A 21,402-nucleotide genomic window follows, 5' to 3' on the forward strand; every position below is an offset into this window, starting at 1 on the left:
TTACTCCCAAATCGAACTTCCAAGACTACGACGCAATGACCGCAACCGCTGTTGCAATGCATCCATCGACGGGGCCTGTTCAGCATAGCGCTGGGCCACGAAGCTCTGGACAAATGCATTGATATTTTCCGCCTGGCGTGGCAGCTCCCGGGCCGCCCGCTCGCCAAACGCCTGTGGGCCCTCGCCCGGTTCGCGCACCAGCCCACGCCGACGCAGGAGCTTTTCAAAGGCGGCGAATACCCGTAGCGACGGATCGGAGGTGTTGCGCCAGGGGCGCAGCAGCAACAGCGAGAGCAGCCCCAGGATCAGCACCAGACCGACCGGCAGGACCCAGGCGGTGAGATCGCCGAACCAGCGCCCCAGCAGTTGCAATTGCTGGTCGCCCTGATAACCCAGGACCCAGCGCTGCCAACCGTAATTGAGATTATCCCAGCCCAGGCGCAGATTATTGAGCCAGGTCAGATGCGGGTAACGCAGCGGTGAGAATGACGAGGCGCCGAGCATATCCTCGTCGGCCGCCAGGGCCTGCTCCAAGCCCTGATCGATACGCTGCGGAGCCACCGCATAGGTCGGATCGACGCTGCGCCAGCCCTGTCCGTCCTGCCAGTATTCGACCCAGGCGTGGGCATCGAACTGACGCACCGTGAGAAAATTGCCCCCCGGATTCAGCTCACCGCCCTGATAGCCGGCCACCATTCGCGCCGGAATTCCCGCCGCCCGCAACACGTAGACCATGGCCCCGGCATAATGCGCACAGAAGCCCTGGCGGCTGTCGAAGAGGAAAGCGTCGATACTGTCGGCGCCCAGGGTCGGCGGCTTGAGGGTGTAGTAATAGGGCTCGTCGTGAAAATGCTTGAGCAGCGCCGCCACCAGCGCCTGGGGTTGTGGATAAGTTTGCCGCAACTGTGTTGCCCACTGCCGGCTGCGCGGATCGCCCTGGGCCGGCAACTGCAAGGCCTGGCGCCGGGCCCGGTCACTGAGTTGCGGATCGCGCATCACCCGCGGCCAGGACTCGGCCCGATAGAGCAAGACCTGCTGCACCGGCCGCTGGCGTTGCACCCGATAGTCCGCCAGTTGGTGCACATCGACCTGATCGGTGCGGGCCACATCCAGTGCCGGCAACCAGGGTTTGCCGCTGGCCTGGAGAATGATGCTGTAGCGCCAGGACTCGCCAGCGGCCTGCCATTTCGGCGCCTGGCTGTAGTTCACCGATGGCGCCTGGCTCCAACGCCGGCCATCGAATTGCTCCAGGGTCAGCGCCCGCCAATACAGGTCGCGACGCGCCGGCATGGGGCCTTCGAAGCTGGCGCGAAAGGCCAGTTCCGCGGAACGCCCAAGCTCGGCCACATCCCCCGGCGACATGCTTTCGGACAACCCGCTCTGTGCCTTGTCGATGGCCAACGGCAATGACCAGAGCGGCGCGATACGGGGGAAAAACAGGAACAGCAGGAGCATCAACGGCAAGGCTTGCAGCAACAGGGTCATGGACAACCACAAGGTCTTCAGCGGCCGGGTCGTCGCGCCTTGCTGCAAACCGACCAGGGCCGCCAGCAGCGCCCCCACCGGCAGCAGGCTGTAGAACGCCCAGGGCAAGCTGTCCTCGAACAGATAGGCCACCGCGACACAGAACAGCCCGAGGAAAATCAGCACCAGGGCATCGCGGCGAGTGCGGGTTTCCACCAGCTTGAGGATAAACATCGCCACCAGCAGCACCGCCCCGGCGTCCAGTCCGATCAGGCTGCTGCGCGAGAGCCAGATACCGCCGATGGTGACCAGCAACAGAAGCAGTTCCATCAGGCGTCCGGGAAAACGCGCGCGCATGCGGTAGACCTGGACCCGCCAGACCGTGCAGCCGAGCCACAACCCGACCATCCACGGCGGCACATGGAACCAGAACGGCAGCATCACCAGGGTCTGGGCCACCAGCAACCAGACCAGGCTGGCGCGGGAAATCAGTGGCGCGGCGCTCATGGGCTTTTCCCGAACAGCGCGAGGGCCCGCAGGCAGGCCTCGCAGTGGGCCGCACCGGTATCGCTGTCCAGCATCTGGTCAGGCAGATGCAGGGAGAACATGGTCTCGCGACGGGACAACTCTAGCACCCAATAACACAGGCGTGACAGGCGCTGCTCGACATCCCCGCCCAGGGCCAGGAAGTCCAGGCACAGCTCACGACCGTCGAGCCGGGCGAATTCCTTGATCAGCAGGCCCTGGCCACGGGAGTAGGCTTTCCAGTGCAGGCGCCGCCAGGAGTCGCCGGGCTGATAGACCTTCAGGCCCTGGTAGTCATCGACACCCTGGCCGTGGGCGCGCATCCCCTCTTCGCGGTCATCGGTGAGCACGCTGGCCAGGGTCGGCAGCTCGCCTTCCAGGGGCTGTGGATAAACCAGCACCTTCTGGCCCAGGTCGAGCCGGCTCCAGGTCCGCAGGATCCCCAGCGGAAAACTGCTTTCGACACCGATGCGCGGCGCGTGCAGCCAGCCGCGCACCAGGGTCGGCCGGTTCAACTCCAGTTCGCAGAAACCCGCGGGCGGCACATCGACGCTGTGCACAGCCTGCGCCGACCAGCCCAGGCCAATGGACTGATGGGCTTTGCCGGCACTCTCCAGGCGCACGAGAAAACGCGCCTGCTCGCCGACAAACACCGCAGGCCCGGTCCCGGCACTGAGCACCAGCCCCTGCAGATTGCGCCAGGTATGCAGGATCGCCACCACGAACACCGACAGCAGCAGGAAGCACAGGGCGTAGGCCAGGCTGCTCTGGTAGTTGATGGCGACCATCAGGATCAGCGCCAGCAGCGCGGCAAATACCCCGCCGGCGCGATTGGGCATGATGAAGATCTGCCGCTGGGTCAGTTGAATCCGCGCCGAGGGCGGCAGGCGCCGCGCCAGCCAGGCCTGCCAGTACTCGCGCAGGCGCCGGATCAAAGCGCCGGCACCTCGCGCAGCAGCCACTGCACCAGGGCGCCACCGCCCTGCCCGGTCGGATCGGCACGCTCGCGCAGGCGATGGCTGACCACCGAGGGCAGGACCGCCTGGACGTCTTCCGGCACCACATAGTCGCGCCCGGCCAACAGTGCCCAGGCCCGGGCGGCGGCGAGGATCGCCAGGCTCGCGCGTGGTGACAGTCCCCAGGCGAATTGCGGCTGGTCGCGGGTCGCGCCAACAAGACGCAGCACATAGTCCACCAACGGATCGCTGGTGCGCACCTGCTTGACCTGCTGTTGCAGCGCCGACAATTCGGCATGGTTGAGGAGCGGTTGCAGTTTTGGCAGCAGGTCGCGGCGCGACACGCCTTGCAGCAGGGCCTTTTCCGCGGCCCGGGCCGGATAGCCGAGGGATACCCGCATCAGGAAACGATCGAGTTGCGACTCCGGCAAGGCGAAGGTGCCGCCCTGGCTGCTGGGGTTTTGCGTGGCGATCACGAAGAACGGCGATGGCAAGGGCCGGGTGGCGCCTTCGATGGTCACCTGGCCTTCTTCCATGGCTTCGAGCAAGGCGCTCTGGCTCTTGGGCGTAGCCCGGTTGATTTCGTCGGCCAGCACCAGCTCGGCAAAGATCGGTCCCGGGTGGAACACGAACAGCCCGCTGTCCTTGTCGAACACCGAGGTGCCGAGGATATCGCTGGGCAACAGGTCGGAGGTGAACTGGATACGCTGGAAGCTCAGGCCAAGGACCTTGGCCAGGGTGTGGCTGAGGGTGGTCTTGCCCATGCCGGGCAGGTCTTCGATCAGCAGATGACCGTTGGCCAGCAGGCAGGTCAAGGCCAGGCGAACCTGCGCATCCTTGCCCAACACCACCTGGTTCACGGCCTGCAGACAGGCTTCCAGTTTACTGCGCATAGGCAGACATCCGAACTTGGGAGAAGCCGAAGATACTACCGTGTTTCTACTGCAGTGCAGGTTTGTGAAATAGCGCTATTTTCCATAACAACACCGAACCTGCTTTCTGCAACAACACCCAACCTGTAGGAGCCTGGCTTGCCAGCGAAGCTATTGGCCGCCTCACGGGCCTCTTCGCGGGCAAGCCCTGCTCCTACAGGGATTGTGTTCGGCCTTGACTGACGGGCATTGGGCATGCCATGCGTCTATAAGGGACCGCGCTAATGGGCTCAACGTCCGGCGCGGGACTCACGGATGTAGAAACGCGCTTTCTCGGCCTTGTTGGTACAGCCCTCATAGGCTTCGAACTGCTGCTGGGTCTTGGCCCCGGTCAGCAGCGACAGCGCCTTGGAGTAGCTCACGGTCCCGGCAAAACCTTCGGCCTTGGCCAGGTCCAGCTCGTGCCAGGCGGCATCCAGTTCGGTACCACAGCTGTCCCGGTAGGCAGTTTTGCCAGCACAACCGGCCAACGCCAACGCAATCAATGGCACACAGATCCAGGCTTTCATCGATGACACCTCAGGAGAAAATAAATACTTGTGCAGGTTATGACGGCACGCCAGGCAAAAAGTGCCTTGGTCTTTCACTCAAGCTTAGCCAATCAAGATGACGATGGGTGCAGTCGAGACAATTCAACGGCAAAGAATAGCCGATGCCACGATTGTACCCGCCTCGCCGGAGGTGCATTGTTAACAACCGCTTGTTCAAGGACTGACTCATGAAAAAACGTGTTGCGCTGGTGCTGGGCTCGGGTGGGGCCCGGGGTTATGCCCATATCGGGGTGATCGAGGAAATCGAAAGACGCGGTTATGACATCGCCTGTATCGCCGGTTGCTCCATGGGCGCGGTGGTCGGCGGCATCTATGCGGCCGGCAAACTCGACGACTACCGCCGCTGGATCGAGAGCCTGGACTATCTGGATGTGCTGCGCCTGGTGGACGTGAGTTTTCGCCTGGGCGCCATTCGCGGCGAAAAGGTCTTCGGGCAGATCCGCAAGATCGTCGGCGAGGTCAATATCGAGGACCTGCGTATTCCCTACACCGCTGTCGCCACCGACCTGACCAACCAGCAGGAAATCTGGTTCCAGGAAGGTTGCCTGCACCAGGCGATGCGCGCCTCGGCGGCGATTCCCAGCCTGTTCACCCCGGTGATGCAAGGCAACCGCATGCTGGTGGACGGCGGCATTCTCAATCCCTTGCCGATCGTTCCGGTGGTCTCCAGCCACTGCGACCTGATCATCGCCGTCAACCTCAACGCCACCAACCAGAAGCAGTACCAGCTACCGGTGATCCAACGACCGCCGGCGTTCAAGAGCCGCTTCAACAACCTGCTCAGTTCCATGGGCTCGCGCCTGCCGTTCCGCCGTAAACAGGCCGAGGAGCTATTGCGCCTGGAACAACAGACCCTCGCCAGCGAGGCTGCCCAGGTCGGCAATCCCTGGCTCGATGGCCAGGAGCCCCAGGCCCGGCAACCGGCTGCCGCACCGCAAAACGACGGCGCGCCGAAGTCCGCCACCGGCTCGTTCATCATCGACAACGTCGGCCCGGCCTCGCTGCTGGACCTGATCAACCAGAGTTTCGAGGTGATGCAGACCTCGCTGGCGCAGTACAAGATCGCCGGCTACCCGCCGGATATCCTGATCAACGTGCCCAAGCGGGTGTGCCGCTTCTTCGAGTTCTACAAGGCCCCGGAGCTGATCGCCCTGGGACGCTTGATTGCCAGCGATACGCTGGACCGCTATGAGGAAGAAGGGCGCCAGGGCTAGTTATCGAGCAACCGGTAACCGACCCCCGCCTCGGTCACGATAAACCGTGGCGCGGTCGGGTCATCCACCAGCTTCTGGCGCAGATGCCCGACCACGATCCGCAGGTAGTGACTGTCTTCGGTATGGGTCGGGCCCCAGATATCCTTGAGCAACTGCTGCTGGGTGATCACCCGCCCGGGGTGCCGCGCCAGTTGCGCCAGCACCGCGTACTCCTTGCGGGTCAGCGCCACTTCCGCGCCATCGAGCAACACCCGCCGGTAGGCCAGGTCGATGGTCAGCGGCCCAAAGGTCAACGCCGCCTCCTGGGCCTCGCCACTGGGCGCCTGGCGCAACAAGGCGCGAATCCGCGCGAGAAACTCCTGGATACCGAACGGCTTGGTCACGTAGTCGTTGGCCCCGCCATCCAGCGCCTCGACCTTCTGCCCCTCGCCGGCCCGCACCGAGAGCACCAGCACCGGCGCCGTGGACCATTCGCGAAACTCACGCAGCACCTGCTGGCCGTCCATGTCCGGCAAGCCGAGGTCGAGCACCAGCAGGTCCGGCTTGTTCAGGGCGGCATGGGCCAGGCCCTCGGCGCCGGTACCGGCCTCCAGCACCTTGTAGCCCTGGGACACCAGGCTGATGCGCAGGAACTTGCGAATCTGCGGTTCGTCGTCGATGACCAGGATGGTCGCGGTCTGGGTCATGGTCTTAACATCATGGCAATCGGTGGCCAAAGCATATCAGGCTTCACTTTCAATGCCCGGTTGCTCCTGCAAAGGGAGGAACAGGGTGATACAGGTGCCATGGCCGTCAATGCCATCGTCCACGGCAATATGTCCGCCGTGTGCGCCGACCATCCCCTGGCAGATCGCCAGGCCCAGGCCCGTGCCTTGCCCGCCGCGATCGCCACGGGCGGCGGTGTAGAACATGTCGAAAATCTTGTGCCGCTCATCTTGCGGAATCCCCGGTCCTTCGTCACTGACGGAAAAAAACAGCTCCTTGTCGGTGGTGCCGGCACGCAGTTGCAGGCGCCCCTGGGGCGGTGAAAAGCGCGCGGCGTTTTCCATCACGTTGATCAGCGCCTGTTCGATCAGCGCCGCGTGCACATAGAGTAGCGGCAAATCCGCCGGCAACTCGGTACTGACCTGCAACGGCGCCAACACCGCCCGCAGCCGGTTCAGTGCGCTGCCGATGATATCCGCCGGCGCGACCCAGTCGCGGGCCAGCTTCAGCGCCCCGTGGCCGAGCCGGGTCATGTCCAGCAGGTTCTGGATATAACGGTCCAGGCGCTCGGCTTCGTCGCGGGTGCCTTCCAGCAGTTCCCGGCGATCTTCCAGGGGAATCGCCTCGCCCAGCGCCAACAGGCTGTCGATGCTGCCGCGCATGGACGTCAGCGGGGTACGCAAGTCATGGGACACCGAGGCGAGCAAGGCACTGCGCAGTTGTTCGGTTTCGCCGTGCAGGCGAGCGGCCTCGAGGTCATCGGCCAACTGCGCCCGGGCCAGGGCCTGGGCCAGCGGCTGGCTGAGGGCGGTCAACAGGCGGCGACGCTGCCCGCTCAGGGTCTGCCCCTCTTTGGGAGAAACCCCCAACAGGGCCAGTGGCCCCTCTTCCGCCGACAACGGCCACCACCACCAACGCCCGAACGGCAGGGTGCCGGTACCCATGCCCGCTGGCTGGTCGTGCTGCCAGGCCCAGTCGGCGGCGGCCCGCTCGGACTCGGAGAAGGTCTGCGGGCCACCGGTCTCGACTTTCCAGCCGCCCTGGCCGTCGCGGTTGAGCAGACAGATTTGCAGCTCTTCCCAGCCACTGAGGTGCTGTGAAGCGGCACTGATGACTGCCTGGCGATCAGTGGCAGCGGTCAGCTTGCGCGACAGGTCGAGCAGTTCGCTGGTTTCTTCCTGGGTATCGCGCAGGGCCTCCAGCTGCCGCCGCTGACGCGCCGCGAGGTTACCGGTGAGCGCTGCCATCAAGAGGAAAAACAGCAGCGTCAGCACATCCTCCTCACGCTGGATGGCGAAGGAGAATTTCGGCGGGATAAACAGGAAGTCGTAACTCAGGAACGACAGCACCGCACAGGCCAGCGACGGCCCCAGGCTGCTGCGCACCGCCACCAGCAACACGGCGGCGAGGAACACCAGGGAAATATTCGGCAATGGCAGCACACTGGCCACGCCCCAGGCCAGGGCGGTGGCCAGGATCGTCGCCACCAGAGCCATCGCGTAGTCGAACCAGACCACCGCTTGCGGATCGCGGGTACGCGCCACCTGTTGCTCTTCGTCACGGTCCAGCACGTTGATTTCCAGGCCGTGGGCATTGCGCAACAAACGCGCCGCCAGGCCTCCGCCAAACAGTCGGCGATGCCAACGTTGCCGTGACTGCCCCACCAGCACCAGGCTGGCGCGGCGTTCGGCGGCATGTTGAATCAGGGTCTTGGCCACTTCCCCGGCGCGCAGCAGCACCACTTCGCCGCCGAGACGCTCGGCCAGTTGCTGGGCACTTTGCAGACGCAGGCGCGACTGCTCGTCGCGCACGCTGCCATTGTCCACATGCACCAGGCTCCAGGGCAGATGCCGGCGCTGGGCGACCCGACTGGCATGGCGCACCAGGCGCTCGGCCTGGGCATCGCCATCCACTCCCACCAGCAGGCGTCCGCGCAGGGCCGGCGCCGCCTGGCCGAGGGTCCGGTAACCGAGGGCCAGGTCGTTGTCGACCTGGGCCGCGGCCGTCTGCATGGCCAGTTCGCGCAAGGCGGTGAGGTTGGTCTGGGTAAAAAATGCATCGATGGCGGCGCGGGCCTGCTCCGGCACATAGACCTTGCCGTCGCGCAGGCGCTCCAGCAGTTCCCGGGGCGGCAGGTCGATCAGCAGCAGTTCGTCGGCCTCCTGCAGAACCCAGTCCGGCAAGGTTTCACGGACCTGCACACCGGTAATACCGCGCACCTGGTCATTGAGGCTTTCCAGGTGCTGGACGTTGACCGTGGTGAACACATCGATACCGGCGGCCAGCAACTCCTGGACATCCTGCCAGCGTTTGACGTGACGGCTGTTGGGGGCGTTGCTGTGGGCCAGTTCATCGACCAGCACCAGCTTGGGCTTGGCCTTGAGCAGGCCGTCGAGGTCCATTTCTTCAAGCAGGACCCCGCGATATTCGGAGCGCACCAGCGGCTGCTGCGGCAAACCGCTGAGCAACGCCTCGGTTTCCGCACGGCCGTGGGTTTCCACCACCCCGGCGAGGAGCTTCACACCCTGGCGCAGTTGAGTGTGGGCGGCCTGCAACATGGCGTAGGTCTTGCCGACACCGGGCGAAGCGCCGAGGAAGACCTTGAGCCGGCCACGACCGTCGCGGGGCAGTTCTGCTAGGAGCGCGTCGGCGCGACCGGAATCACTCATGTCATCGGTTCTCACTTATGAAGCTGACACCACCGCTCCTTGTAGGAGCCGGCTTGCTGGCGATAGCGGTTATCCAGGCAACAACGATGTCGGCTACCAGATCGCATCGCCAGCAAGCCGGCTCCTACAAGGTTCGCGGTGTTGGCGGCATTGGCCGCGTTACTTCGAAACTTCGGCCAGGGCCGCATTCAAGGCAAGCACATTGACCACCGGTGGGCCAATCAGCGGTTGCTCGATATGCATTTCAACCAGTCGCTCGACATCGGCCGTCGGCAGGTTGCGCGCCTGAGCTACCCGCGCCAGTTGATAGCGAATCGCTTCAGGTGGCAAGTGCGGATCGAGGCCGCTGGCCGAGGTGGTCAGCATCGACAGAGGCACCGGGCCCTGGCCGGGCACCGCCTGCTTGGTCGCATCGTCGAAGATCCGCGTGGCCAGGGCCGGGTTGCTCGGGCTCAGGTTGCTCGACGAGCTCGACACGGTGGCAAAGGCCCCCGCCGAAGGCCGCGGATGGAACCAGGTGTCACCGGTGAAATCCTGGGCAATCAGGCTCGAGCCACGGACCTTGCCGTCGGCATCACGCACCAGGCTGCCATTGGCCTGCGCCGGGAAGACCACCTGGGCCACGCCGGTGACCACCAGGGGATAGGCGACACCGGTAATCAGGGTCATCAGGACCAACAGGCTCAAGGCCGGACGTACTACGCTGGACATGTTCAATTCCTCAAATTCAGGGGTACACAACCTGCAGGCGCCGGCTTGCCGGCCCCTGCAGAAAAACGCGTCACACCAGGTGCAGCGCCGTCAGCAGCATGTCGATGGCCTTGATCCCCACGAACGGCACCACGATCCCGCCTAGCCCGTAGATCAGCAGGTTGCGCCGCAACAGGTGGGCGGCACTCGCCGCCTGCACCCGCACGCCACGCAGGGCCAGCGGGATCAGCACGACGATGATCAGGGCGTTGAACACGATCGCCGAGAGGATCGCGCTCTGCGGGCTGGTCAGGTGCATGACGTTGAGCACGCCCAGCTGTGGATAAATCGAGGCGAACAGCGCCGGCAGGATGGCGAAGTACTTGGCCACGTCGTTGGCAATCGAGAAGGTGGTCAGCGCCCCTCGGGTGACCAGCAATTCCTTGCCGATCTGCACCACGTCCAGCAGCTTGGTCGGGTCGCTGTCGAGGTCGACCATGTTCGCCGCTTCGCGCGCGGCCTGGGTACCGTCGTTCATCGCCATGCCGACGTCGGCCTGCGCCAGTGCCGGGGCGTCGTTGGCACCGTCACCGCACATCGCCACCAGACGACCGTCGTTCTGTTCCAGGCGAATCCGCGCCAGCTTCTTCTCCGGAGTGGCTTCGGCCAGCACATCGTCAACCCCCGCCTCGGCCGCGATAGCCGCCGCGGTCAGCGGGTTGTCGCCGGTCACCATCACGGTGCGGATACCCAGCTTGCGCAATTCGGCGAAGCGATCACGAATGCCTGGTTTGACCACATCCTTCAGGTGAATGGCCCCCAGCAGACGACCATCGGCGCAGACCAGCAACGGCGTACCACCGCTCTGGGCGATCCGGTCGACTTCCCGGGACAAAACCGGCGACAGGTCGCTGCGTTTCTGGCCGACAAAGGCCAGCAGTGAATCCACCGCGCCCTTGCGATAGACCCGGCCCTGGTAGTCGACACCCGACAGCCGCGTTTCGGCGCTGAACGGTACGGCGGTCAGTTCGGCCGCGGTCGGTTCTTGCTGCGGATGCAGTTCACGCAGGTACTCGACAATCGACTTGCCTTCGGCGGTGTCGTCCGCCAGCGAAGCCAGCAAGGCGCCTTCAGCCAGCTCCTTGGCGCTGACGCCAGGGGTGGCGTAGACCGCCGTGCAGCGACGGTTGCCGAAGGTGATGGTGCCGGTCTTGTCCAGCAACAGCACATGCACGTCACCCGCCGCTTCCACCGCGCGGCCGGATTTGGCGATCACATTCAAGCGCACCAGGCGATCCATCCCGGCGATACCGATGGCCGAGAGCAGGCCGCCGATGGTGGTCGGAATCAGGGTCACCAGCAATGCCACCAGGAACACCAGCGGCAGGCTGCCACCGGAGAAGTGGGCGAACGGCTGCAGGGTCACCACCACCAGCAGGAAGATCAGGGTCAAGCCGATCAGCAGGATATCCAGCGCCACTTCGTTGGGGGTCTTCTGGCGCTTGGCACCTTCCACCAACGCGATCATGCGGTCCAGGGTCGACTCACCGGGGTTGGCGGTGATGCGCACGATCAGCCAGTCGGACACCAGGCGGGTATTGCCGGTGACCGCCGAGCGGTCGCCGCCGGACTCACGAATCACCGGCGCGGACTCACCGGTAATCGCCGCTTCGTTGACCGCGGCGATCCCTTCGATCACCTCGCCGTCGCCAGGGATCATTTCCCCGGCGGCCACCCGTACCACGTCACCTTTGCGCAGGTTGGCGGCGGGAACCGATTCGAAGCTGCCATTGGCCTTGCGGCGATGGGCCACCAGGCCTTCGCTGCCGGCCTTCAGGCTGTCGGCGCGGGCCTTGCCGCGCCCTTCGGCCAGGGCCTCGGCAAAGTTGGCGAACAACACGGTGAACCACAGCCAGAGGGCGATCTGGGCGGAGATAAAGATCGAAACAGTGCTGTCCGGCACAAAGCACAGGACAGTGGTCAGGATCGCCGTCAGTTCGACCACGAACATCACCGGTGCACGTTGCAACTGGCGCGGGTCGAGCTTGACGAAAGCCTGGACCAGGGCCGGACGCCACAGGGCGGACATCGCGGTCTTGGCTGGCTCGGCCGGTCTGGCTTGCGCCGTTTTTGCTGCGGGAAGAGGCATATTCATCATTATTTCCTCAGAAACCCATGCTCAGATGTTCGGCAATCGGGCCCAGCGCCAGCGTCGGCAGGAAGGTCAAGCCACCCACCAGCAGGATGGTCACCGTCAGCAACGTGACAAACAGCAGGCCATGGGTCGGAAAACTGTTCTGGCCAATCGGTGCGGTCTTCTTCATCGCCAGGCTGCCGGCCAGGGCCAGTACCGGGAAGATGTAACCGAAGCGACCGAGCAGCATGCTCAGGCTCATCATCAGGTTGTGGAACGTGGTGTTGGCACTGAAACCACCGAACGCCGAACCGTTATTCGCGGTGGCCGAGGTGTAGGCGTACAGCAGTTGACTGAAGCCATGGGGCCCCGGGTTGCTGACGGCCGCGGCAGGTCCAGGCAGGCTGGCAGCCAGCGCGCCGAGCACCAGGGTGCCCACTGGCATCACCAGCAAGGTCACCACCAGCAGTTGCACTTCCTTGGCCTGGAGTTTCTTGCCCAGGTATTCCGGAGTACGACCGATCATCAGGCCCGCGAGGAACACCGCGATCAGCACGTTCAGCAGCATGCCGTAGAGGCCCGCGCCGACGCCGCCGAAGATCACTTCGCCGACCATCATGTTGACCAGCGCCACCATCCCGCTCAGGGGATTGAGGCTGTCATGCATGGCGTTGACCGAACCGTTCGAGGCGGCGGTGGTGGTCACCGCCCACACCACGCTGGCGGTAGTACCGAAGCGGGTTTCCTTGCCTTCCAACGGAGCGGTCTGCTCCACCAGCGGATTGTGCAACGCCGGGTTCGGCTGATATTCGGCATACAGCGACACCGCGCCGCCGATCAGCAGCAGGGCGAGCATGCAACCCATGATGGCTCGGCTCTGGCGCAGGTCCTTGACGTAATGCCCGAAGGTGAACACCAGCGCCGCCGGAATCAGGATGATCGACACCAGTTCGATCAGGTCGCTCAGGGCGGTCGGGTTTTCGAACGGATGGGCCGAGTTGACGCCGAAGAAACCGCCGCCGTTGGTACCCAATTGCTTGATCGCGATCTGGCTGGCCGCCGGGCCCAGGGGAATAACCTGGTCGGCGCCCTGCAGGGTCACGGCATTGACGTAGTGGGCGAAGGTCTGCGGAACACCCTGCCAGACCAGGAACAGCGCCATGATCAGGCACATCGGCAGCAAGCCATAGAGAATGGCACGGGTCATGTCGACCCAGAAGTTGCCCAGGGTCGCCGTTGAACGTCGGCTGATGCCGCGGCACAGAGCGACCAGTACGGCCAGGCCGGTGGCGGCACTGGCAAAGTTCTGCACCGTGAGGCCGGCCATCTGGCTCAGGTAGCTCAGGGACGCTTCACCGCTGTAGTTCTGCCAGTTGGTGTTGGTCATGAAACTGATGGCGGTGTTGAACGACAGGGTCCACTCCAGACCCGGCAGATTCTGCGGGTTGAGCGGCAGGTACTGCTGGAACAGCAGGATCGCGAACAACACCAGGAAGCCCGCGAGGTTGAAGGCGAGCAAGGCCAGGGCATATTTCTGCCAGCTCTGCTCGCTGCTGGCATCGACCCCGGACAGGCGATAACAGGCCCGTTCCAGCGGCCCGAACACCGGCGTCAGCCAGGTCCGCTTACCTTCCATCACGTTGTAGTAGAACCGCCCTAATGCCGGTGCCGGCGCAAGCACCAGCACGAGAAACGCCAGGATCAGCAAATAGTCATAACTGTGCATACCTGCCGCTCCTAGTTCCGGTCCGCGCGCAACAGCGCAACCAGTAGATAAATGAACAGCGCCACAGCCAGCAGCAGTGACACCCCGTCCAGAATGCTCATGGAATTTCCCCTTGGTACGGCAACGGCCGTGTGTGGGGCTTATTGTCGTGAGGGAGGCCGTAAAGGAACGAGGGCGAGGCCGGGGGCGATGCGTAAAGAAGGCGTAAAGAGTGACTTTACGTAGGAGTTACACCCTAGAATCCGTAGGAGTTCCAGGGAGATGACCGATTTGACGCGGGCCGCTTGTATCAGTCTCGATACAAAACCGACAAGCGGCCAACATCCGCCCCCTGTAGCTTCGTGCATAGCTACACTTGAAAGGGATTCCGGCCTTCGGACCGGGTACCTATCCTGCAACAATTCGCGGCCCCTCTTTCGTGGTTGGCCGCTTACCGGTAGATAATCGCCCGCATGCAGAACACTCCCGCTCCTCTGGCTGATGTCAACAAACCGCTCTCACCGAGCGATGACAAGCGCTGGAATGTCCGCGCGCTGATCGTCGATGACGATATTCCCATCCGCGAACTGCTGATCGACTACCTGGCACGCTTCAGCATCCAGGCCACCGGTGTCACCGACGGCGCCGGCATGCGCCAGGCCTTGCAGCTTGAAACCTTCGACGTGGTGGTCCTCGACCTGATGCTTCCGGGTGAAGACGGCCTGTCGCTGTGCCGCTGGCTGCGCACCGAATCGGACATCCCGATCCTGATGCTCACCGCCCGTTGCGAACCCACCGACCGGATCATCGGCCTGGAACTGGGCGCCGACGATTACATGGCCAAGCCCTTCGAGCCCCGTGAGCTGGTGGCCCGGATCCAGACCATCCTGCGCCGGGTACGTGACGACCGCACCGAACAGCGGGCCAATATCCGCTTCGACAACTGGCGTTTGAACAGTGTGCTGCGCCAGCTGATCGCCGACGACGGACTGGTGGTGCCGCTATCCAACGCCGAGTTCCGCCTGCTCTGGGTGTTTATCGAACGCCCGCGCCGGGTCCTCAGCCGCGAGCAGTTGCTCGATGCCGCCCGGGGTCGCTCCATCGAGGCCTTCGACCGCAGCATCGACCTGCTGGTCTCGCGTCTGCGACAGAAACTCGGCGACGACCCGAAATCGCCGCAATTGATCAAGACCGTGCGCGGTGAAGGTTACCTGTTCGACGCAAAAGAGATCGGCTGATGCGTACACGCCTCGACACGCTGTTCGGTCGCCTGTTCGGCGTGTCGCTGGTGGCGATCATCCTCGCCCATTTGCTGGGTTTTCTCTGGTTCCATCATTACGGTGGCGGGCCACCACCGCCGCCACCTCCCGGCATGATGGAAAATTTCGACCCCGACCATCCGCCGCCCCACCGCCGCCCGCCCCGGCCCTGGTTCGGCGGACCGCTGGTGCCGCTGACGCTGCAGATCATTTCCCTGGTGATTGTCGCCTGGTATGGCGCCAAGCTGCTGTCGCGGCCGATCCAGCGCCTGAGCGACGCCGCCGAACGTCTCAGCGAAGACCTCAACAGCCCGCCGCTGGATGAAACCGGCCCGCGTGAGGCACGGCTGGCGGCCAACACCTTCAACCTGATGCAGCAACGCATCCGTGAACAGGTGCAGCAACGCGGGCGCATGCTCGGCGCGGTGTCCCACGACCTGCGCACGCCGCTGTCACGCCTCAAGCTGCGGCTCGAACAGGTCGACAACATGAAACTCCAGGGTCAGATGCGCCAGGACCTGGACGACATGATCGGCATGCTCGATGCCACCCTCAGTTACCTGCATGAGCAGCGCACCAGCGAAGCCATGCAATGGATGGACGTCCAGGCGCTGGTCGAATCCCTCTGCGAAAACGCCCAGGACCAGGGCTCGCAGGTCCAGGCCAGCGGCCACTGCGCGCCGTTGCTGGTGCAGCCCATGGCATTGCGTTCGTGCCTGAACAACCTGCTGGACAATGCCCTGCGTTATGCCGGCGACGCCCTGATCACCCTGGAAGACAGCCGTCGGCAATTGCTGATCCGGGTGATCGACCATGGTCCGGGGATTGCCGCGGAAAAACGCGAGGCGGTGTTCGAACCCTTCTATCGCCTGGAAGGTTCGCGCAACCGCAATTCCGGCGGCGTCGGCCTGGGCATGACCATCGCCCGGGAAGCGGCCCAGCGCCTGGGCGGCGAGCTGACCCTGGAAGAAACCCCGGGCGGCGGCCTGACCGCCGTGGTCCGTCTGCCCCGGGCCTGAGCCCTCTGTGTAACAACAGGTACAAAGCCCACACACCCTCGACACCTGAGCCTTGGAGTCTGCACAAGCCGATGCACTGTCATTGGCTTTGCCAACACTTAGGGAGTGTGCACTTATGAGCACGATCAGTAGCGTCAGCAACTACTCGAGCTATACCGGTTACAACACCAGCAGCACGACAGCGACACAACGCCAGCAACAGTTCCAGAAGCAACTGCTGGCCAAGCTCGACACCAATGGTGACGGCTCCATCAGCAAGGACGAACTGAACGCCGCCCTATCGCAGAACAGCGGCAGCAAAGTGCTCAATGACCTGAGTCAGAATTTCAGCGCGCTGGACACCGACGGCAGCGGCACCATCAGTGCCACCGAACTGTCGGCGATGAAACCCCACGCCCACGGCGGTCATGGCGGCGGCAAGCCCGATACCCAACTGGCCGATGAGCTGCTCCAGTCCCTGGACACCAATGGTGACGGTTCCATCAGCAGCAGCGAACTGGCCGCCGGGCTGACCAACGCTGGCAGCACCGCCGACAGCTCCTCGCTGTTCAGCGCCCTGGACACCGACAACAGCGGCAGCATCAGCAGCAGCGAACTGGCTTCGGCCCTGTCCGGAATCCAGCCGCCACCACCACCGCCACAAGCCGTGTCCGCCACTGACCTGTTCAGTGAACTGGACACCAATGGCGACGGCAGCATCAGCCAGGCCGAGTTGACCAGCGCCTTGCAGGGCACCTCGACCAGCAGCTCGAGCACTGACGCGACCAGCACCACCAGCACCAGCAGCAGCAGCTTCAACGCCACCACGTTCCTGCTCCAGGCCCTGGCCAATGCGAGCGGCAGCAGCAACAGTGGTAGCGGCTCGGGTACCGGTTCGGGCACCAATAGCCAGACCGCCCAGGACAACATCAAAGAGGCGTTGAGCCGCTTGATGGTCAACCTCAAGAGCCAGACCGTGGCGCAGAGCGGTAACGTCACTGCCGCTGCGGCCTGATCCATCGGCTGTAAGAACACACCTGACCTTGTAGGAGCGTGGCTTGCCCGCGAAGCTTTTAGCGGTCTCAAGGGCCTCTTCGCGGGCAAGCCACGCTCCTACAGGTTCGGTGCTGCTTTCAAGATCGAACGAAGATCAGGACTTCTCTTCACGCCGCGACTGGCTCGCGCTCCAGTCGATCAGCAAGCTGTAGGCCACCGCCAGCAAGGTCGGGCCGATAAACAGGCCGATAAAGCCGAAGGCGATCAAGCCGCCAAACACTCCCAGCAACACAATCACCAACGGCAGGTTGCCGCCACGGCTGATCAGGTACGGCTTGAGTACGTTGTCCACGCCACTGATGATGAACGTGCCCCAGATCCCGAGAAACACCGCCATCCCGTACTCGCCTTTCCAGGCCAGCCAGGCCGTGGCGGGAATCCAGACCAGCGGCGGGCCCATGGGAATCAGGCTGAGCAGGAAGGTCGCGATGCCCAGCACCAGGGCCCCGGGAATACCGGCGATCAGGAAGCCGATCAACGCCAGCAGGGCCTGGGCCGCCGCCGTGCCGATCACACCGTTGACCACCCGCTGCACCGTGCCCGCCACCAGCTCCTGGTAGTAATCGGCACGCTCGCCGATCAGCCGCTCCAGCAAGCCGTGGATAAAGGTCGCCAGTCGTGGACCGTCGCGATAGAAAAAGAACACGAAGACAATGCTCAGGGTCAGTTCGAGGATCCCGCCGCCGATCTGCGCGCTGCGCGCCAGCAACCAGTTGCCGACCTGCCCCAGATAAGGCTTGATCGTCACCAGCAAGGCCGCGCCCTGCTGGTCGATGGTGTTCCAGAGACCCACCAGGCGTTCGCCGACGATCGGCAAGCTGCCCAGCCAGGCCGGGGCCGCGGGCAGCCCGTCGACCTGGGCATCCTTGATAAAGGTCACCGCATCGCGCACATGGTCCGCCAGGTTGAGCCCCAGCCAGACCAGGGGCACGGCCACCAGCAACATCCAGCCCAACGTCAGCAGCCCGGCCGCCAGGGATTCGCGGTGACCGAGCACACGGGTCAACAGGCGCATCAGCGGCCAACTGGCAAACGCCAGCACGGCGCCCCAGAACAGCGCCGACCAGAACGGCGCCAGCACCCACAAGGTGGCACCGAACAGTACCAGGAGCAGTATCTGCACCAGCAGACGATCATTATTGGGCATGGTCTTTCCAGACAAGAGACGGCAATGAAAGCGTAGGCCAAGCCTGGGTCAGGCGTTTACCGACAGACGACCCGGGTTCAGCGGTAAACGCGCATGATCGTCTCTCGGTGGTCATTCGTACAGCGTCTAACGCAGCAATTCGATATGCAAACCACTGGAGGTGGCGCTGCCCGCCTCCAGGCGCGCGGCCCTCACGCCCTGGGCCATCAGCGCCTGGCGCCAGGCCTCGGCGGAAGCTCCAGAAAGGCTGACCCGCAAGGTAGCGTCCAGGTTCAGGCCCCGGGAAATCAGGGTGACCCAGGTATCCTGGGGGGCGCCGGCCAATTTCGGGAAGTCGAGCTTGCCGGTATCGCGCAGTTCCCGCAGCAAGGTCGCGGAGGTGGGCAGCAATTCGCCCAGCGGCGAAGCGGAGGCGAACTGCTCCACATGCAGGTAGGCGCGGCGGTTGCCGCGAGTGATGCTGTACAACGCCACCAGCGAATTGTCCGCCGGGGCCGCAAGGCGCAGCAGCAGGTAAGCCTGCTGATCGTCGGCACCGGACAACGTGGAATTACCGAACACTTCATTGGCCCACAGGCTGTTTTCCCCACAGTCGCGGGCCTGGCACCAGAACAGCAACTGCGCGCCCTCCTTCTGCAAGGCTTCGCGCGCCGCGGTGAAGGCTTCGTCGGCGCCATGCTCGGGCGGCAGCTCATAGGTCACCGAGGTCATCTGCCCACGGGCGCTGACCTGGGCATCGGTGCGCAGGCGGTTGCTGATCTTGCGGATCGCGCTCTGTGGATAAATCCGTTCCAGCTCGGCCGGCGCCCGATAGTCGACGATCTGCGCATCGGCCAGACGCGGCACCAGCGCCAGGTCATGACTGCCTGGTACATCGGCGGCGAAAAGCGGCGAACTGCAGCAGGCCATCCCAAAGGCGCAGGCCAGGGCTGTGGATAACTTCATCATCGGATAGACAGGGCCTGAACGGTAAGCGCGATAACCGGAACAGAACGTGCCGGAACAGGACGACTCAAGGTCGTGTGGAGGTCGAGGTCTGGCATGGTTGTCTCCCTTTCAACCCACCAAGCCTCGACAGTTGCAGGCGACAAGTCAAGGCGTGGAGAAAAAGCGATTGAAACAGTCTGCGACAAGGATGGCCCCGGCCTCGTCGTTCAAGTGCAGATGGTGCCCACCCGGCAGGTGCTCCAGGCTAAAGGGTAGACGATCGAGCAAGTCCTTGTGCTGGGCCAGTATGCCTTGCTCGGCCACCACCAACTGCGCCGGGCAGGCGATACGACGGATAAAGGCCATGGCCTGCTCCTCGGTCAGGCGCAACGGCGACGGCAGGGTCAGACGGTTGTCGCTGCGCCAGGTGTAGCCCCCGGGCACCGGCATCAGTCCGCGCTGGGCCAGCAACTCAGCGGCTTCACGGCTGACCGCCACCATCCCTTTCATGCGCGCTTCGATGGCCCGGTCCAGGGTCCCATGCACCGACTTGCGCTTGTCCTGCAATTCCAACTGCGCCTGCAAGGCCATGCCCAGGCGTTCGGCGGCGTTTTCGTCACTGCTGGTAGGGGGAATCACGCCGTCGATCAGGGCCAGGCGCGTCACGCGCTCCGGCAAGGCACCGGCCAGCACGATCGAGACAATCGCGCCCAACGAATGCCCCAACAGGCTGAAGCGCTTCCAGCCCAACTGTTCAGCCACCTGCAAGACATCGTAGACGTAGTCCCACAACGCATACCCGGCGCCCACCGGTCGATGTCCGGAATGCCCGTGCCCGGCCATGTCCAGGGCGACGATACGCAGGCCGTGCAGCTTCGGCGCCAGGCGCGCGAAGCTGTTGGCGTTGTCCAGCCAACCGTGCAGGGCAATCACCGGCTGCCCGTCCTCGGGACCGAACAGATGAGCCGCCAACTCAATATGCGGCAGGCTCAGGCGTACCTCTTCGACCGGATGGCTCATGCGCAACGTCCCTGCCCGTCCTGGCGTTCCCAGCGGGCGAAAATATCCTTGAGCAAACGCGCGGTGTCCTGCGGACGCTCCAGGGGAAACATGTGGCCGCCGGGCATGCTCAGGGATTCGCCATGGGGCAGGCGGCCGACACTGCGGGTGTGATGGGGCATGACCACCCGGCTCTGCTGGCCACGGACCACCGCCAGCGGCACCTTCAAATGCCGGGCCAGGCCCGGGCTGGTGTGCGGCACACCACGATAGATGCTGATTTCCGTGGCCGGATCGAAGCTCAGGCGCAAGCGCCCGCCGTCCTGGCGCAGACCATGTTGCAGGTACGCGTCGAAGCACTCCGGATCAAAGCCGCGAAACAGGGTCTTGCCGGCAAAGTACTGACGCGCGGCGGCGAGGTCGGTGAACTCTTCCCGACGCCCCAGGGTGCGCCCGGCCGGCGTCAGCCGATCGATAAAACCCAGGCGCTTGGCGGCGCGGATCACCCACTGGTCGGCACGGGTCAGCACCGGCGAGTCAAGCATCACCACGCCCCTGTAGAGCTGCGGGCGACGCAGGGCCGCGTGCAGATGCAGGACACCGCCCAGGGAATGGCCGACACCCCAGACCGGTTCGGGCTGCTGCTCCAGATGGTGGATCAGTTCGTCGACCAGGTTGTGCCAGTTATCGTCCGCCGGGAAACGCGGGTCGTGGGCATGCTGTTGCAGATGCGCCACCTGATATTCCGGGGCCAGCGCGGCGAACAACTTGCCGTAGGTCCCCGAGGGAAAACCGTTGGCGTGGGCAAAGAACACGGGTTGCGACATACCGGGAGCATCTCGAAAAAGACAGGTGTTCATTGTCGGCACGCGCGGGTCCCACAGCAATGACCGTAACTGCCAGGAATGATGACAGTCCGGCCATGGCTATGACCCGGCTCAGCGCGCCGGCGGTGTTTGCCCCAGCGGCACCACGGCCATGGTCAGGCGCGACACGCAGCTGGCCTTGCCCTCGTCACTGCTCAGGCGGATATCCCAGACATGGGTGGTGCGACCGATATGAATGGCCTTGGCCACGGCGGTCACCCGCCCGCTGCGCAAGCCGCGCAGGTGGTTGGCGTTGATTTCCAGGCCCACGCAATAGAATTTGCTCGCGTCGATGCACAGGTAGCTGGCCATCGAGCCGACGCTTTCGGCCAGCACCACCGAGGCGCCGCCGTGCAGCAGCCCGTAGGGTTGGTGGGTGCGATGATCGATCACCATGCTGGCGGTCAGCGATTCATCGTCAAAGGCTTCGAAGCGAATATCCAGCAGTTCGCCGATGGTGTTTTTCTGCGAGGCATTGAGTTGTTCGAGATTCGGTACGGTGCGCCACAAAGCCATGTTTGATTCCCCTACTGTGGTTGTTCGTCATGCCGGCGGCCAGCCAACCAAGCAGACGCTCGGTCGACTATTTCACGGAAGAACAGAAG

General features: G+C 64.1%; 19 protein-coding genes. 4 read left to right on the forward strand and 15 right to left on the reverse strand.

Features of this window, described 5'->3' with window-relative positions; translation table 11 throughout:
• From M5C71_RS22395 to M5C71_RS22410, 4 genes are all read right to left on the reverse strand, one after another.
• Window positions 1-1,971: a DUF3488 and transglutaminase-like domain-containing protein gene (locus tag M5C71_RS22395; RefSeq protein WP_248768740.1), complete on the reverse strand. Its 1,971-nt coding sequence runs from the start codon at window positions 1,969-1,971 to the stop codon at window positions 1-3.
• Complete coding sequence (locus tag M5C71_RS22400; RefSeq protein WP_248768741.1) at window positions 1,968-2,924, reverse strand: DUF58 domain-containing protein; 957 nt, start codon at window positions 2,922-2,924, stop codon at window positions 1,968-1,970. Before M5C71_RS22400 ends, M5C71_RS22395 begins: the two co-directional genes overlap by 4 nt.
• Window positions 2,921-3,838, reverse strand: a complete 918-nt coding sequence (locus tag M5C71_RS22405) for a MoxR family ATPase (RefSeq protein WP_103498623.1) — start codon at window positions 3,836-3,838, stop codon at window positions 2,921-2,923. Before M5C71_RS22405 ends, M5C71_RS22400 begins: the two co-directional genes overlap by 4 nt.
• A 269-nt stretch (window positions 3,839-4,107) precedes the next feature.
• On the reverse strand, window positions 4,108-4,386 hold the full coding sequence (locus M5C71_RS22410) for a hypothetical protein (protein ID WP_100940841.1): 279 nt from the start codon (window positions 4,384-4,386) through the stop codon (window positions 4,108-4,110).
• 209 nt (window positions 4,387-4,595) lie between these two features.
• On the opposite strand from M5C71_RS22410, the gene M5C71_RS22415 reads away from it, so the two are divergent.
• The gene (locus M5C71_RS22415) at window positions 4,596-5,642 is read left to right on the forward strand and encodes a patatin-like phospholipase family protein (protein ID WP_103498621.1); all 1,047 of its coding nucleotides are present in this window, start codon (window positions 4,596-4,598) and stop codon (window positions 5,640-5,642) included.
• On the opposite strand, the gene M5C71_RS22420 is transcribed toward M5C71_RS22415, so the two are convergent.
• From M5C71_RS22420 to kdpF, 6 genes are all read right to left on the reverse strand, one after another.
• Window positions 5,639-6,328 carry a response regulator gene (locus M5C71_RS22420; protein WP_103498620.1) on the reverse strand — a complete coding sequence of 230 codons (690 nt, stop codon included), beginning with the start codon at window positions 6,326-6,328 and terminating at the stop codon, window positions 5,639-5,641. The two genes, M5C71_RS22415 and M5C71_RS22420, sit on opposite strands and share 4 nt — an antisense overlap.
• Before the next feature lie 36 nt (window positions 6,329-6,364).
• Entirely contained in the window at window positions 6,365-9,016 is a 2,652-nt protein-coding gene (locus M5C71_RS22425) for a sensor histidine kinase KdpD (RefSeq protein WP_248747552.1), read from the reverse strand.
• Between the two features lie 159 nt (window positions 9,017-9,175).
• Window positions 9,176-9,727 (reverse strand): potassium-transporting ATPase subunit KdpC, encoded by a 552-nt coding sequence (kdpC, locus tag M5C71_RS22430; protein ID WP_103498618.1) that lies wholly within the window; start codon window positions 9,725-9,727, stop codon window positions 9,176-9,178.
• Between the two features lie 70 nt (window positions 9,728-9,797).
• The gene (kdpB, locus tag M5C71_RS22435; protein ID WP_103498617.1) at window positions 9,798-11,861 is read right to left on the reverse strand and encodes a potassium-transporting ATPase subunit KdpB; all 2,064 of its coding nucleotides are present in this window, start codon (window positions 11,859-11,861) and stop codon (window positions 9,798-9,800) included.
• A 10-nt stretch (window positions 11,862-11,871) separates the two neighbouring features.
• On the reverse strand, window positions 11,872-13,566 hold the full coding sequence (gene kdpA, locus M5C71_RS22440; protein ID WP_248768742.1) for a potassium-transporting ATPase subunit KdpA: 1,695 nt from the start codon (window positions 13,564-13,566) through the stop codon (window positions 11,872-11,874).
• Window positions 13,567-13,577: 11 nt separating this feature from the next.
• Window positions 13,578-13,667, reverse strand: coding sequence for a K(+)-transporting ATPase subunit F (gene kdpF / locus M5C71_RS22445; protein ID WP_017128001.1), 90 nt, complete (start codon window positions 13,665-13,667; stop codon window positions 13,578-13,580).
• A 351-nt stretch (window positions 13,668-14,018) separates the two neighbouring features.
• Between kdpF and M5C71_RS22450 the strand changes: the two genes are divergently transcribed.
• From M5C71_RS22450 to M5C71_RS22460, 3 genes are all read left to right on the forward strand, one after another.
• Window positions 14,019-14,783, forward strand: coding sequence for a response regulator (locus M5C71_RS22450; protein ID WP_103498615.1), 765 nt, complete (start codon window positions 14,019-14,021; stop codon window positions 14,781-14,783).
• On the forward strand, window positions 14,783-15,823 hold the full coding sequence (locus M5C71_RS22455) for an ATP-binding protein (protein ID WP_248768743.1): 1,041 nt from the start codon (window positions 14,783-14,785) through the stop codon (window positions 15,821-15,823). The genes M5C71_RS22450 and M5C71_RS22455 overlap by 1 nt, the downstream gene beginning before the upstream one ends.
• A 115-nt stretch (window positions 15,824-15,938) precedes the next feature.
• Window positions 15,939-16,817 carry an EF-hand domain-containing protein gene (locus M5C71_RS22460; RefSeq protein WP_248768744.1) on the forward strand — a complete coding sequence of 293 codons (879 nt, stop codon included), beginning with the start codon at window positions 15,939-15,941 and terminating at the stop codon, window positions 16,815-16,817.
• A 135-nt stretch (window positions 16,818-16,952) separates the two neighbouring features.
• Here M5C71_RS22460 and M5C71_RS22465 read toward each other — a convergent pair whose 3' ends face one another.
• The 5 genes from M5C71_RS22465 to M5C71_RS22485 form a co-directional block, all read right to left on the reverse strand.
• The gene (locus M5C71_RS22465; RefSeq protein WP_103498780.1) at window positions 16,953-18,005 is read right to left on the reverse strand and encodes an AI-2E family transporter; all 1,053 of its coding nucleotides are present in this window, start codon (window positions 18,003-18,005) and stop codon (window positions 16,953-16,955) included.
• A 126-nt stretch (window positions 18,006-18,131) separates the two neighbouring features.
• A complete protein-coding gene (locus M5C71_RS22470; protein ID WP_103498788.1) occupies window positions 18,132-18,950 on the reverse strand; it encodes a DUF4892 domain-containing protein in 819 nt (272 codons plus the stop codon).
• A 147-nt stretch (window positions 18,951-19,097) separates the two neighbouring features.
• Window positions 19,098-19,952, reverse strand: a complete 855-nt coding sequence (locus M5C71_RS22475) for an alpha/beta hydrolase (RefSeq protein WP_248768745.1) — start codon at window positions 19,950-19,952, stop codon at window positions 19,098-19,100.
• A complete protein-coding gene (locus M5C71_RS22480; protein WP_177100372.1) occupies window positions 19,949-20,758 on the reverse strand; it encodes an alpha/beta hydrolase in 810 nt (269 codons plus the stop codon). Before M5C71_RS22480 ends, M5C71_RS22475 begins: the two co-directional genes overlap by 4 nt.
• Before the next feature lie 111 nt (window positions 20,759-20,869).
• The gene (locus M5C71_RS22485; RefSeq protein WP_103498777.1) at window positions 20,870-21,313 is read right to left on the reverse strand and encodes a hotdog fold thioesterase; all 444 of its coding nucleotides are present in this window, start codon (window positions 21,311-21,313) and stop codon (window positions 20,870-20,872) included.
• Between the last annotated feature and the right edge of the window lie 89 nt (window positions 21,314-21,402).

Source organism: Pseudomonas sp. MWU12-2345, assembly GCF_023242385.1.
Taxonomy (GTDB): domain Bacteria; phylum Pseudomonadota; class Gammaproteobacteria; order Pseudomonadales; family Pseudomonadaceae; genus Aquipseudomonas; species Aquipseudomonas gingeri_D.